General features: G+C 45.8%; 14 protein-coding genes and 1 riboswitch. Of the genes, 1 reads left to right on the top strand and 13 read right to left on the bottom strand.

Annotation, left to right across the window (positions count from 1 at the left end):
* Positions 1 to 76: 76 nt before the first annotated feature.
* From HMPREF9429_RS00780 to HMPREF9429_RS00770, 3 genes are all read right to left on the bottom strand, one after another.
* Complete coding sequence (locus HMPREF9429_RS00780; protein ID WP_006940890.1) at positions 77 to 1378, bottom strand: branched-chain amino acid transport system II carrier protein; 1302 nt, start codon at positions 1376 to 1378, stop codon at positions 77 to 79.
* A gap of 72 nt (positions 1379 to 1450) precedes the next feature.
* Positions 1451 to 1555, bottom strand: a riboswitch (SAM riboswitch).
* 418 nt (positions 1556 to 1973) lie between these two features.
* Positions 1974 to 2261 (bottom strand): hypothetical protein, encoded by a 288-nt coding sequence (locus HMPREF9429_RS00775; RefSeq protein WP_040773094.1) that lies wholly within the window; start codon positions 2259 to 2261, stop codon positions 1974 to 1976.
* Between the two features lie 6 nt (positions 2262 to 2267).
* Positions 2268 to 3473 (bottom strand): DNA polymerase IV, encoded by a 1206-nt coding sequence (locus HMPREF9429_RS00770; protein ID WP_040773091.1) that lies wholly within the window; start codon positions 3471 to 3473, stop codon positions 2268 to 2270.
* Positions 3474 to 3644: 171 nt separating this feature from the next.
* Between HMPREF9429_RS00770 and HMPREF9429_RS00765 the strand changes: the two genes are divergently transcribed.
* Positions 3645 to 4538 carry a LysR family transcriptional regulator gene (locus tag HMPREF9429_RS00765; protein ID WP_006940885.1) on the top strand — a complete coding sequence of 298 codons (894 nt, stop codon included), beginning with the start codon at positions 3645 to 3647 and terminating at the stop codon, positions 4536 to 4538.
* Between the two features lie 65 nt (positions 4539 to 4603).
* Here the strand turns inward: HMPREF9429_RS00765 and HMPREF9429_RS00760 are convergent, their stop codons facing one another.
* From HMPREF9429_RS00760 to HMPREF9429_RS00715, 10 genes are all read right to left on the bottom strand, one after another.
* Positions 4604 to 5488, bottom strand: a complete 885-nt coding sequence (locus HMPREF9429_RS00760; RefSeq protein ID WP_050777749.1) for a LysR family transcriptional regulator — start codon at positions 5486 to 5488, stop codon at positions 4604 to 4606.
* A gap of 163 nt (positions 5489 to 5651) precedes the next feature.
* A complete protein-coding gene (locus tag HMPREF9429_RS00755; protein ID WP_006940882.1) occupies positions 5652 to 5918 on the bottom strand; it encodes a TIGR04076 family protein in 267 nt (88 codons plus the stop codon).
* Between the two features lie 9 nt (positions 5919 to 5927).
* Positions 5928 to 6695, bottom strand: coding sequence for a TatD family hydrolase (locus HMPREF9429_RS00750; protein ID WP_006940881.1), 768 nt, complete (start codon positions 6693 to 6695; stop codon positions 5928 to 5930).
* Positions 6695 to 8641 carry a methionine--tRNA ligase gene (gene metG / locus HMPREF9429_RS00745; protein WP_006940880.1) on the bottom strand — a complete coding sequence of 649 codons (1947 nt, stop codon included), beginning with the start codon at positions 8639 to 8641 and terminating at the stop codon, positions 6695 to 6697. Before metG ends, HMPREF9429_RS00750 begins: the two co-directional genes overlap by 1 nt.
* Positions 8642 to 8704: 63 nt before the next feature.
* Positions 8705 to 9547: a 16S rRNA (cytidine(1402)-2'-O)-methyltransferase gene (gene rsmI / locus HMPREF9429_RS00740; RefSeq protein ID WP_006940879.1), complete on the bottom strand. Its 843-nt coding sequence runs from the start codon at positions 9545 to 9547 to the stop codon at positions 8705 to 8707.
* 5 nt (positions 9548 to 9552) lie between these two features.
* A complete protein-coding gene (locus HMPREF9429_RS00735; protein WP_006940878.1) occupies positions 9553 to 10287 on the bottom strand; it encodes a tRNA1(Val) (adenine(37)-N6)-methyltransferase in 735 nt (244 codons plus the stop codon).
* A complete protein-coding gene (locus tag HMPREF9429_RS00730) occupies positions 10277 to 11119 on the bottom strand; it encodes a PSP1 domain-containing protein (RefSeq protein ID WP_006940877.1) in 843 nt (280 codons plus the stop codon). Before HMPREF9429_RS00730 ends, HMPREF9429_RS00735 begins: the two co-directional genes overlap by 11 nt.
* Positions 11120 to 12112: a DNA polymerase III subunit delta' gene (locus tag HMPREF9429_RS00725; RefSeq protein ID WP_006940875.1), complete on the bottom strand. Its 993-nt coding sequence runs from the start codon at positions 12110 to 12112 to the stop codon at positions 11120 to 11122.
* Positions 12113 to 12236: 124 nt separating this feature from the next.
* A complete protein-coding gene (locus tag HMPREF9429_RS00720) occupies positions 12237 to 13241 on the bottom strand; it encodes a nicotinate-nucleotide--dimethylbenzimidazole phosphoribosyltransferase (RefSeq protein ID WP_006940873.1) in 1005 nt (334 codons plus the stop codon).
* Positions 13242 to 13417: 176 nt separating this feature from the next.
* Positions 13418 to 13741 (bottom strand): thioredoxin family protein, encoded by a 324-nt coding sequence (locus HMPREF9429_RS00715; protein ID WP_006940871.1) that lies wholly within the window; start codon positions 13739 to 13741, stop codon positions 13418 to 13420.
* Positions 13742 to 13913: the final 172 nt, after the last annotated feature.

Raw genomic sequence — 13913 nt, 5'->3', positions numbered from 1 at the left:
AGTAGCTTAATTATATCTGTCCAAGAAAATGGGGGCAGATCATACGTAAGAGAAACCTTCTTTTTTTATGCATGTATTATACATTCTGTCCTCTCATATGCCCTACAACGCTTCCGACAATAAGACCGACTACAAACGGAGTAACCCAACCGAATCCGACTGCCGACAAAGGCATGACGGAAACGATGGATTTTGCCGCTTCCAAACTGCTAAGTCCGGGCAACGCTTCTATAAGTGCATAGGCTGTAACGGCATAAGTAGCTCCTTTATAGGCTTCATTATGAGAAATAAAAGAAGCGAATGTTCCCAATACCATCAGTGCCAAAACCGGCGGATAGCTGACTCCGAAAATCCAACCGATATATTCGACAATACCGTCCACACCGAGAAGCGCGGTCAATGCCGAAAGTATACAGGTCATAATGGCAACGACCTTATAGCTCACACGATTACTCGACGCCGTATGGAAAAAATCGGCAACAGCCGCAATCTGTCCGACAGCGGTCGTTAAGCACGCAAGGATAACCGCCACCCCCATGGGTAACATAACCGCCCCGCCGACACGCTTAATAACCAGAACTAAAAGCTCTGCGCGGCCCGTATCCGACGGTACATCGGCACTTACACAAGCCCCCATAAACAAGAGGCTACCGTAAATAATAAATAACAAAATAACCGATACGACACCGCAATAAAACATCATGCGATTACGATCCCGACTTTCAACATACCCTTTGTTCTCAACGGACTGTATAAATAGGGACGCCATAATAAAACTGACCAAGACATCCCCCGTATTATAACCGCCCAAAAAGGCATTGGTAAAGGAGTTGGCTACTGTCGGTTCGGCGGGAGTTCCAATGGGGCTTACTACTCCTAACACTCCGATAACCACCAGAATCAAGGCTAACAAAGGAGTCAAGAATTTGCCTACCTTATCAAGTACGCTCGTTTCATCCGACGTAATCCAATAAGAAAGTAAGAAATAAATAACGACTCCGGGAATAAAAGGAACATTAGGAAAGTTTCCCTGTATTCCTAACTGAATAGCCGTAGCACACGTACGGGGAATAGATACAAAAATACAAACAATCATCAATAAGGTAAGCAAAATATTATATGTATAAGGGCCGACCCGCTCCGTAATACGGCGTACATCACCATATCGGGAAATAATAAGAAGGGCAAAAATAGGCAATAAAATTCCCGACAACGTCAATCCTACCAATGCCGGCCCGTAAGACGACCCGCTGACAAACCCCAGTTGTGGTGGAAAAATAAGATTCCCCGCTCCAAAATACGTAGCAAAAAAAGCAAACCCCAAAATCAGCACATCTTTGACTGCAACCGATTTATGCTTAATACGGCTGTCATTCATAGCCTCCGACCCCTTCCTTCCAACAGCATATAAAAAACGTCATCTTGACAGATGACGCATTCATTACAGGCCATATCATCTGCCGTCACCCGCAAGTGACGCTGGAGTTGGCACCTTTCCTGCCGGAAGGTTGCCGCAGCTTCAACGGGCCAGTCCCTCGGCTGCTCTGGATGATTATTTATTTGATTGAAATCATACAGGAATCATCCTTACTTGTCAATAAAATACATGTTCGGTTCACAGTACGACCTATCTGTCTTTTCTGTGGATAATACAGGGATCCGTGCCTGTTTTCATCTCGGTTTTGAGTGCAAGGATTGATTTTCTTTTCGGTTATCATTACTCATTCACCCAAACCATCCCCATTCCAAAGAATTTTATACACATTATCTTAAATAAGATAGATTGAAATAAAATAGCGTATCTATGCCGTTTATATAATGATATTTTTGTTTTATATCCTTATCATTTTAGACTTATCCACATTTTATTCGAAGTACTACTAATATATACGCCCCAAAAACAGCTTATTTTAGGCATAAAAAAAGTTATGCACATAAATGTTTCAACAATGTGCATAACCTGTGTATAAGTCCTACTCAACCGGACGACTCCAGTCAATATATACGGTTGTCGCCTCCCAAATTTTACCCAATGCAAGTTTGAACATATCTAAACTATCATTCGGCATTCCCGACACTTCTTCAAATTCTGTAAGCCCGGTGAAGCGTTTCAGCACTTTCGGCGTAGATAAATATTCATAAGCCTTATTTTTTAAAACCTCATCTTGAAGACAGACCGTTATTTCCTTCGTTTCTTCATTATACCCGATCCAGCCCTGGTTATCGGCTCCTGTATGTGCCGCTACTTTAAACATTGACATATACCATTACTCCTTTTCTTTCACTTCTTTGACACTACTTTCCGCTTCCCACAAAAAGCCCTTCATAACAGCACGTCTTCCGAATCGTTCCTGTAACTTATCGATAGCCGTCGTTACCTTTTCTTCCGCTAACCGTTTTTTGGTTGTCGGTTCTTCCGCAAAGAGAGAGTCCTGGATAATGACGGTCTGCAGTTTACTGACCGTAACCCCCAGTAACCGTACGGAACCCTTTCTCGTCTTCTTAGCATATAACTTTCGTGCAGAAAAATAAAGCTGTTCTTCTGTATAAAGGCCCATGGATTCCGATGACTCCGACCTCGTCTCGGTCGTAAAATCATTATACCGTATTTTCAAAGTCATCGTACGCCCCATTAACCCGTGTTTACGCAAGCGATATGCTACTTCTTCAGCCAAAAGACGTAGCTGCCGATCCACGTCTTCCTGTAAGACCAAGTCCTGTTCGTATGTTTGTTCATTACCTATCGATTTCACTTGCTGAGCCGTTTCAACTCGTCTGTAATCTCTTCCGTGAGCCAATTCATAAAGTCTCTCAGCCTGATTGCCTACAAGAGGTCGCAACTTATCGGGAGAAGCAGCCGCAATACTGCCTATTGTATCGTACCCGGCAGACAAAAGACGATTTTCCGTTACCTTGCCGACACCCCAAATCTTGCGAACAGGTAACGGCGCTAACATTTCCGCTTCTTTACCGTAAGGAATACAAACCAATCCGTCGGGCTTGTCCAAATCGGATGCCAGTTTAGCCAGAAATTTATTCGGGCCGATGCCGGCCGATGCAACAAGACCGGTCTGCTCTTTAATATCCCGCTTTACAGCCCGCCCGACTTCCAAAACATCCTTATAATGTCCGTGCAATCCCGATATATCTAAAAATGCCTCATCCAAAGAAAGCGGCTCGATATCCGGTGAATAACCTTCGAATATCTTCCTGATTTGACGGGAGATAGTTCGGTAATAGGCAATCCGCGGAGGCAAAAAAATCCCATCGGGACATAATTGTCTGGCCTTCTTTGTACCGAGTGCGGAATGAACTCCGTAAGCTCGCGCTTCATAAGAGGCCGTGGCAACAACACCGCGATCACTTGTACCGCCTACAATGACGGGACGACCGCGAAGTTCGGGATTATCTCTTTGTTCTACAGACGCATAGAAAGCATCCATATCGACGTGCATAATCCATCGTCTGATCACAAAGCATCCTCCTTTCCCGTCGGTTATAACATTATACAATTTTGTTCAAAATAAATATAGACAAAGCCATTTTCTTGTTCTATTCTCTTATGAAATATGGTACTATGTATAAGCATAATATTTTAAGAAATTAGGTATAAATGTAACATTTTAGAAACGAGGCATTCGTCCATGGATTTGTTCCAATTAACCTACTTCATTGAAGTAGCTCACAAAAAAAGCTTTACCAAGGCATCCCATTCACTCCACATCAGCCAGCCCTCTATCAGTAAGGGTATCAAGGCCCTGGAAAACTACTGGCAAGTACAGCTGTTTAACCGAACGGGAAAGCACGTGGAGTTAACGGAAATCGGCGCCTATCTCCTTCCCAAAGTGGAATCGGTAATCGATCAGTTGGCACAAATCAGCGACGAGCTGGGATCCCCGCACCAATTCAATTCCGGCACCGTTTCCATCGGTGTACCGCCTATGATCGGCTCTACCTTTATATCTCCGTTTATCCATCATTTTTCTGAAAAATTTCCGGACATCAAAGTGGAACTTGCCGAAGTAGGCTCACACGATGTTATTTCCTCTATCGATAACGGGCTCATTCAGGCGGGCTTCGTAGCCTTGCCGATTAATGCGGATACCCCTTACGACTTCTTTATTTTCGATCAGGAGTATTTGCGTGTCGTCCTTTGGCCCGATCATCCGCTGGCTAAGAAAAAGGCGATTACCTTGCAAGAAATTAAAGACGAACCGCTGATTTATTATCCTGAAAGCTTCTCTCTTTATTCTTATGTTCGTTCATTTTATCAAAAAATATCGGCTCGCCCCAACATTGTAGGCCAAACCAGTCACTGGGATTTTATGGGGGAAATGGTACATACCCAAATGGGTATTGCCTTGCTGCCCGAATCAATCTGTAAAAGACTCGACCCGACTCGTCTGGTAACCGTTCCCCTTGTAGACCCTAAAATTACGTGGACCTTGGCCATGGTTTGGAAAAGTAAGGGCTTTCTCTCTCATCCCACTCGCATGTGGGTCGAATACTTCAAAGAGTTTTACAAAAACTCTGACTAGACTTACACATAAAGAAACCGCTGTACGGATTTCCTCTGTACAGCGGTTTTTCTGTTTTACAACCTTCAACATACGCAATCCGAATACCCCTGATACATACGCATAATCTCTTCTCGACTCATCCGAGACGTCTTCCAAACAAAGGAGAATGAATCCTTGCCGGTAATCCCCACGACCCGTATGCGTCGTAATCGCCGAGCCCGTAAATCCTCATGAACAACCCCTTCATAGACAACGGCAATACCGCAGTTTCCGTAAGCAAATCGTTTTACAATCTCATCGGTTCCTAAATCAATATACATAAAAGACGATTCCAAAGTAAGTCGTTGCTCCGCCAGGCACTGCTCAAATAACCGTCGCGCCCCCAGGTGACTGCCGCAAAGTAGGAGCTTATGTCTTTTCAACTCTTCCAAGTCAATGCTTCTATCTATATCATAACTTTTACCGCAACATAAAATCAGTTTTTCCGTATGGAAAGCCATGCTGTCGATCCCGTCCCCCTCTACCGGCCCGTCGACAACGGCAAAATCCAGAAAGCCTACTTCCAAGGCCTTTGTCAGTTCTTCTGTCGTATCTATACGAACTGAAATTCCTTTTTTCCCGGATCGGTGTAAAAACTCAATAAGCTTACCTCCGATATCATGCTCCGAAACGGTCGGAGTCACGCCGAGCAACAAACTGCGACTATGCGTTCGGAATTGCTCGATCTGTCGCTTCACAACCGTATCATCATGATATACGTTCTTTGCCGCCATACGGAGTAATCTCCCCGCACCGGTAAGGCTCAACTTTTTCCCGTTATACGAAAAAAGTTTAGTTCGGTAGTAGCGTTCAAGCCAGTGAATCTGTTGTGTCACCGCCGGTTGGGTAAGATGGAGTTCTGACGCTGCATGCGTAAAGTTCATGTGGCGACAGACGCTCAAAAACGTGTACATCCTGAAATCCAACATAAAACCGCCTTCTTTTACCAAAGATTTTCGCTTTATGCCTCACGTCTCTGTACGTTCATTTTACGCCCTATTATTACTTTTTTGCAAGCATTTATTACATTTTCGCGTATTATATTTACAAATATAATACGGCGGAGGGACTCAACCTTCCGCCGTCAATTTATTATTTATTCGATTCAAGTTCTAATTTAAACACGTGGATAACGTCCACATCGGGACAGCAAAACACAGCCGTTCCTTCCGGTTGATCCGGTATGGCCCCTCCGTATCTCAAAATATCGATATACGGAAAGGCGACATGCATGGCCATAGGACAAATACGTCCCCGGTCCTTATCATAGCTGAACGTATCCCCTACACGATGCCCTCTGTGACAACCTTTAGGTCCGAGGGAATCGATGATTGTAATTTTTACATCTTTCTTTTTCATACCTTTCCTCTACAAAAGTCCGAAAAGCCGCTTCCCGTTCTCCCACGTCATCTTTCGGATATGTGCACTGTCCGTTCCCCTCAACACGGCAATTTCATCAGCTACAAAACGGACATAAGCCGGTTCATTACGTTTACCCCGATACGGCGGCGGCGTCAAATACGGACAATCCGTTTCTATCAGAATTCGGTCTTCCGGCAGGCGTGCAACAATATCCTTTAATTTTAATGATTTAGGAAATACCGTCGTACCGCCGAAACCGAGATAGAAACCCATGTTTATCAATTCTTTAGCCATTTCATAGCTGCCGGAATAGCAGTGAAAAACACCGCGACAACCCTTTCCGTACTTACGTAAAATATCTACCGTATCACCGTGTGCCTCCCGGTCATGAATAATTAAAGGAACATCCAGTTCCGCCGCCATCTTGACCTGTTCAATGAAAACATTCTGTTGTATCTGTCGAGACGGTTCGGGCCAATGGTAATCCAAGCCGACTTCGCCGATGGCCACCACCTTGGGTTCCTGACAAAGCCATGACCTCATCTGCGCAAACCCTTCGTCCGTCGCAGCCGCAGCCTCTTCAGGATGATATCCTACAGCTGCGTAAACCTCATCATAAACACGAGCTAATTCAATCGCCGAAGCCGATGTGTCCACGCCCGTGCCGGGGCAAACCATACAACCTACCCCGGCTTCAAATGCCCGTGCCATCATTTCCGCACGATCATCTTTATAGGCTTCATCGTTAATGTGGCAATGTGTATCAAAGAGCATTAGCGTACTCGACTTCCTGCCGCCATGGAGTCGGCAAAGATAACTTGTAAATTATCGTTGCCGTCTGAAGCTGCCAATAGCATACCGTAAGATTCAACTCCGCAAAGAGTAGCCGGCTTTAAGTTTGTAACGACGATGACATGTTTACCTACCATATCTTCCGGTTTATAATACTTGGCAATGCCGCTGACAATTTGCCGCTGTTCTGTGCCCAAATCAATTTGCAACTTCAACAACTTTGATGTCTTAGGCACCTTTTCACAAGCCAAAACAATACCGACGCGCAAATCCGTTTTTCCGAATGTATCGATATCGATTTCGGGCTTAAGCGGTTCTTTGGCCGCAGGCACTACATCGACAGCCGACTTTTCATCAACGGGAGCTTCCGCCACTTCTTCCGCCAAGTCATAACGCGGGAAAAGAGCTTCTCCTTTATCTATATGTGTGCCTACCGGGTAGCCTCCCCATACAGCCACATCTGCAAGCTTAACCTCTTTAAAATTCTTCAGGCCGAGTTGAGTCCACATGTTTTCCGCACTGGCAGGAATAACAGGACTGACAAGAACGGAAATAATCCGTAACGATTCCATTAAGTTGTATAAAACTGTACGCAATCGTCCTACGCAGTCGGCATCTTTAGCCAAAACCCACGGCACGGTTTCATCAATATACTTATTGCTTCGTCTGATAAGACCCCAAATATCATTTAAAGCGTCATCAATTTTCATATCGTCCATTTCAGCTTCGAACTTGCGAACCGTTTCGACCGCCAATGCCGCCAATTCGTCATCGACCGCTTCTTTATCCGTCGGACCGGCAACAACGCCGTCTTCATACTTTTCGACCATAGCCAAGGTACGTTGCAATAAGTTACCCAAATCATTCGCTAAGTCAGCGTTTATACGATTAATAAAGGTCGGCAATGAGAAATTCCCGTCCTGTCCCAAACGCACTTCTTTTAGCAAATAGTAGCGCAATGCATCGGCTCCGTACCGTTCAATCAAGGGTACGGGGTCGACAACATTACCCAATGATTTACTCATCTTCGTGCCGTCTACAATAAGCCAGCCGTGTCCGAATACTTTCTTCGGCAAAGGAAGACCGCAACTCATGAGCATAATGGGCCAAATAATCGTATGGAATCGCACAATTTCTTTGCCCACTAAATGCAAGGATGCCGGCCAAAATTTATCAAAATTTTCCGGATCTTCCAAATACCCGGCCGCTGTCAGGTAATTAGCCAAGGCATCAAACCAAACATAAACAACATGCTTCGGATCCCAAGGCACCTTAATGCCCCAATCAAAGGATGTACGCGAAATACTGAGATCTTCCAAGCCGCTCTTAACGAAAGCAATCATCTCGTTGCGACGCGATTCAGGCTGAATGAAATCAGGGTTTTCTTCAATGAATTTAAGCCATCTGTCGGCATATTTATTAAGGCGCAGGAAGTAGCTTTCCTCTTTTACCAATTCCAACGGACGTCCGCAATCGGGGCAGACGTGCTTACCGTCAGGCAACTTGTTTTCCGGCCAGAAGGTTTCATCAGGCGTACAATACCAGCCTTCGTATTCGGATTTATAAATATCACCGTTATCAAAGGAACGTTGCATCAAATCTTGAACTACTCGTTCATGGCGCGGCTCTGTTGTCCTGATAAAAACATCGTTAGATATATTCAGACGCTTCCACAAATCTTTAAACAAGGCTACAATGCCGTCTACATACTCGATGGGCTTCATTCCCTGTGCTTCGGCAGCCCGCTGAATTTTTTGACCGTGTTCGTCCGACCCGGTTATAAAAAGAGTATCGTCACCGCGCAAACGATGAAATCTGGCCAAGGAATCGGCAATTGTCGTGCAATACGTATGGCCGATATGCAGTTTAGCACTGGGATAATAAATAGGGGTAGTAATATAATAAGTTTTCTTTTCTTTATTCGACATGAATAAATCCCTCCTGTTGACGGCAAATGAGCCGACAGTCTGTTCGAAACGGCAATAGTACGCTTATAAACGTAAGGCCGCTTTATATACCTCTCGTTTCGGAACACGACACCTCTCGGCAGTAATCCGAATGGCATCCTTTTTATCCGTACCCTCGGCCAAAAGTTGCCGAAGTACACTTTCATAATCAAGGTCGGCACGAAGTTCACCCATTTCCTTCGTATCGGCACCGATTAAAACAACAAATTCACCGCGACACCCTTGCTCCTGTAACCGTTGTCGCACACAACTCAAGGACCCGCGAATATATTCTTCGTACTTTTTAGTAAGTTCACGGCATAAGACGGCAGGCCGGTCGCCGAGGACTTCCTCTATTTCAGCCAAAACACCTTCAATGCGATGCGGCGCCTCGTAAAAAATCAAGGTCCCGCCATACTCTTTAAGCCCTTCCAACACCGGCCTGCGGTGCCGTTTCGTCTTCGGCAAAAAACCGACGAAGGTGAACAGAGTCGTATCGAGACCCGAAGCGATCAGACCGGTCAATCCCGCATTGGCACCCGGTAAGGGTACAACGGGAATACTTGCAGCCAAGGCCTCGCGCACCAAGTCGCTGCCCGGGTCACAAATACCGGGCAATCCTGCGTCACTGACAACGGCTACCATATCTCCGTCCTGCAATCGCTCAATTAACAGGGGGCCCTTTTCTCCCTTATTGTGTTCATGATAACTCGTCAATGGTGTCTCAATTCCGTAGGCTGACAGCAACTGACGCGTATGGCGCGTATCCTCAGCCGCAATAATGTCCGCTTCCGTAAGACAACGAACCGTACGATACGTAATATCTTCCAGGTTGCCGATAGGCGTAGCACATAAATACAAGGTGCCTTTTTGAAATACTTCCGCCATCCTCGTCAATCCTTTCCGTAAAAATGCAAAACCTCTTGTGTATAGGCCCCGTCAGCTTCATGTACTACCAAGGGGCCTTGCAGCACCATACCCGGATTACCGCCGCGAATCCCTTCTACGAGGAAGCACTTGGCATCCTTATCAATACGACCGTATACGGGACGAAGCACCTTCGGTTCTATGGCCACCTCCCGCATAGCCGCTAAAATCTCGGCTAACCGTTGAGCCGTGTGCACCATACGGAAGCGCCCGTGGAATTTCAAGGCGTAAGCAGCTGCCCGCAATACGTCGCGAAGTGTCGCCGTCTCCTCATGTCTGGCCTTGCGCACGCCGTCTTTATCGCTTGATGAGCCGCGAAATAACTCACGGTACGGCGGATTGGCATAAACCACGGAAAAGCTGCCTGCCGGGAAAAGCTCCTCTATGCGGCGATAGTCGCCTCTGCGAACAACAACACAGCTCTCTTTTCCGTTCAGCACCACATTGCGTGCCGCAATATCCGCCATGACGGGATTCAGCTCAAGAGCCGTAATCTCCGTAGCTCCGCGAGCCGACAGGATAAGCGGAATAGCCGCCGTCCCCGTTCCCAAATCCAAAGTCGGACCCTTTATGACGTCTCCGAAACGGGCCAATAATACCGTATCAAGGGAAAAACAAAACTCGTCATTTCGTTGAATCAGTTTCATGCCGTCCAGAATTAAGTCATCCAGACGCTCATTTTCATTGAGCTTAATCGTCATTTTCCGGTTCCGCCACATCATTCCATGCTACATTCACAGTCTGTCCCGATTCAAGCTGAACGCGTACCGTATGAGTCTTAACATGAACTCGTAAGACCGTACCCAGGCCTTCATCGGTAATGACTCTCTTACCTACTGTCGGGGGCTTTTGCTGCTCACCGCACTTATGACAGGACTGACATTGCAATTCTCCCGATGTGTACAACGAATTTTCATACCGCAGGCAACACATGAGCCGACCGCAAATACCGGAAATCTTGGTGGGGTTTAATGACATGCCTTGACTCTTTGCCATGCGAATGGACACGGGCTTGAAATCTCCTAAGAAAGAGGCGCAGCACAACGGCCGACCACAGTATCCCATGCCACCGATCATCTTTGCTTCGTCACGCAAACCGATTTGTCGCAACTCGATCCGAGTACGAAATACGGAAGCCAAATCACGCACAAGCTCTCGAAAATCGATGCGACCGTCAGCCGTAAAGAAAAAAATGATTTTGCCCATGTCAAATGTATAATCCACATCAATTAATTTCATAGGCAACTTGTGCTTCTCAATTTTTTCAAGACAAATCCCGAACGCCCTTTTTTCCCGTTCCTTATTCTTCGACGCCTGCTGCAAATCCTTGGTAGTAGCACGCCGAACGATGGGTTTTAAAGGTTGCACAACCTCCGACTCTTCTACGTCACGCGGCTCTATAACTACCGTACCGAACTCTGTGCCCCTGGCGGTTTCAACTATAACTCCGTCTTGTATATCCAGGTCTATGCCGGCAGGGTCAAAGTAATAGACCTTCCCGGCCGGTTTAAAACGAATACCGACTACAATCAACTAATACAATCCCCTTCCTTGGAGAAATGTGAGACAAATATAATCCCAAATCAAATGTATATTCACATATCTGGAAACGCCTTCAAGCCCCTCTTCTACAACCTTGATACCCTGCTGTATTTCATCCTCAGGCCATTGTAATACAATTACCGACAACTCCGAGGCATAGCGTTTTAACTGTATTTTTTCTATGGAGACACCGACTCTCAACAACAAGAGATCCCGTAAAATACGCAATATAAATTGCATGACCTCTACAGACTCGGATTCATGAAATGACACCGTATACGCAGACCATTCGGCAAAAGGCACGGGGCTTTCTTTAACGGTCTTCAAAAAATAAAATGCCCGCTCGGGCGCAAAAGATGACCGTGCATGCAAATAGTCCAATGCCGCCTTAACATTACCGCCGCTGTAAAAAGCCGCTTCTTCACAAAGTCCCTCATCCCCTTTATAGCGAGTCTTCAAAGCTGCCGTAAGTTCATCCGTTCCTACCGAATCGAACCTAAACATGACGCAACGCGACACAACTGTAGGCAATAAGGCCGCGGGTTTATCTGTAATCAAAATAAACACGATACCCTCTGCCGGCTCTTCCAAGGTCTTCAACATACGATTCGCAAATTCGGCATTCATGGTTTCTACATGGTCGATAATAAAAACACGTATATCCTGTGCACTGCCCCGCAAAGAAATAATTTCCTGCAAATCCCGAAACTGAGCGGTTTTCAGCATAGATTTTTCAGGCCCTATATAAAATACATCTTCCCCGTCATGGATCATACTGTCAGGTGCTGAAAAATCAATGTGTTGCAATACTTTTCGTCCTACAAGAGCCGACGCAAGAGCCACTGCTGCCACGGTTTTCCCCGTCCCTGCCGGGCCGGAAAAAATAGAAGCGTGTGGTACTCGACCTTCCTCGATAAGGTGAATCCAGCGTTTTTTCAGTTGTTCATGACCGATGAGTTCATCAAAAAACGCCCTATCCGCCATAAGGCCCTCCCTAAATATACATATCTAATTTATTATATGAAAAAACGGCGGCAAAGTCCAGTAATACCGCCGTCTCAGCCACTTTATCCCGTCATCCGCAAGGGATTTGGTCGAATGATTGTTATTATTGCTTACACCCCTGTTCATGCAAAATTGTTACGGCACTTTCCAAGTACGACAAACCGGCTACACTCCCCATTCCTCGATCACACAGTCCCTTGCCCGCAAGCGGTGCCTGTAATCCGGCTCCTTTAAACTGCATAACCTGTACAGGCTCATCATAGGCTACGGATGTAAACACATAATCACGCACACCTTCACAAATAGCCTCTCCTATTAAAAAGGCCGCAACGGTCAATGCATTGTCCAAAACAACGGGTATTTTTCGTTCTGCTGCCGAAAGGATAAATCCGGTCATAGCCGCCAAATCGGGAGATCCGATTCGCTCCAGCAGTTGAATCGGTCGATCTGCTACGACACCCGTTTCATCTATAAGAGATAAAAATCTCTCAGCCGCTTCACGCTGTTTCGTTGATTCCGGTTCCGTCACAAGTCGGTTTCGGAAAAATACAGCCGTTACGGCCAAAGCCGTCAACGGCCAGCGTTCGCCTACATTCCCCATGCCCAGTGCCGTATAGCCTTCATCTGCCAAACGTTGTGCAATATCTACACCGATCATAAAGGCATCTTCCGTCGCCTGTCTCGTCATCGCCGTCCCTTGAGCAAAATAACGACTCCCTGCCGCTACTCGCAATGACTGAACACCCGGAGATTCAGTCAAGGGTTTTTGTAACCCCATATCCAACAAAAGGACTCCGACTCCCGCCTTATGAGCCGCCTTGTTCAACTCATCCTTCCCGGTTGCAATCCGTTCTGCTTCTGTATGGCTATCCGCCCCTTTCGTCTTATTTTCCGCTCCGTTTACAGCATGGTCGGCGGCAAAAATAACCAATCCTTTTTGCAAAGGTTGTGGTTTTACAGAGCCGAAAATTCCGGCCAGACGCGCTGCTGTCCGGATTAAGTCGTGATTATTTATATCTCCATATTTCAACTCGTCTTGAACTCGCACTTCAAAGCTTCGTTGCGGGGCGACAATACGAGCCCGTAATTCTTCCATAAGCCTTTCCATCCCATCTCCTCCTTAATATTACGGCATATTATACCATAATCCAGCCTTCTCTGAATCTGCTTTTTCTCGAAGTTCTAAGGCATTTTAAAAACAATGGCTTTTAATAAAATACTCATGCAAAGAGGGTCTGCAATTTTAAACTGCAGACCCTCTTTTATGTTGTACTTCCACCGCCCCTATAAAGCGCCGTTCTTCTTCAAAAAGTCTTCTACTTCTCCTTCCGTTTTAGGTGCAATCAGCATGTCGCTGTATTTTCCCTCATTATAAACGAAGAGAGCCGGGATATATTCAATGCTCCTTGCTTGGGCCAACTCGGGGCTTTCATCCGTGTCAATCGCTACAAATGCCACCTTGCCCACTAATTTTTCGGATAAGCCGTTAAGTACCGGCAAAAGAGCTTGGCAATGGGGGCACCATTCGGCACTGAAATCCAATAGGACGGGAACGTTTGAGTTTTCTACAACTTCTTTATAGTTTGTACTGTTTACTTTCGTTATCATATTACAATCTCCTTCAATACAATAATAATAGACTGGCCGTTGTGGTTATTATAGCACAAACCATACCTTTTTTGTACACCATCTATGCGGAATTCCCACAAATCCACTTACGTATGCATTAGGAATATACAATTATATCAAATCACTATCGTTAATTTCGCCCCTGTTCTTA

It is taken from the genome of Megasphaera micronuciformis F0359, assembly GCF_000165735.1.
Taxonomy (GTDB): domain Bacteria; phylum Bacillota; class Negativicutes; order Veillonellales; family Megasphaeraceae; genus Megasphaera; species Megasphaera micronuciformis.
The sequence above is the reverse complement of the archived record's forward strand: the minus strand, read 5'-3'. Positions and strand labels throughout refer to the sequence as shown.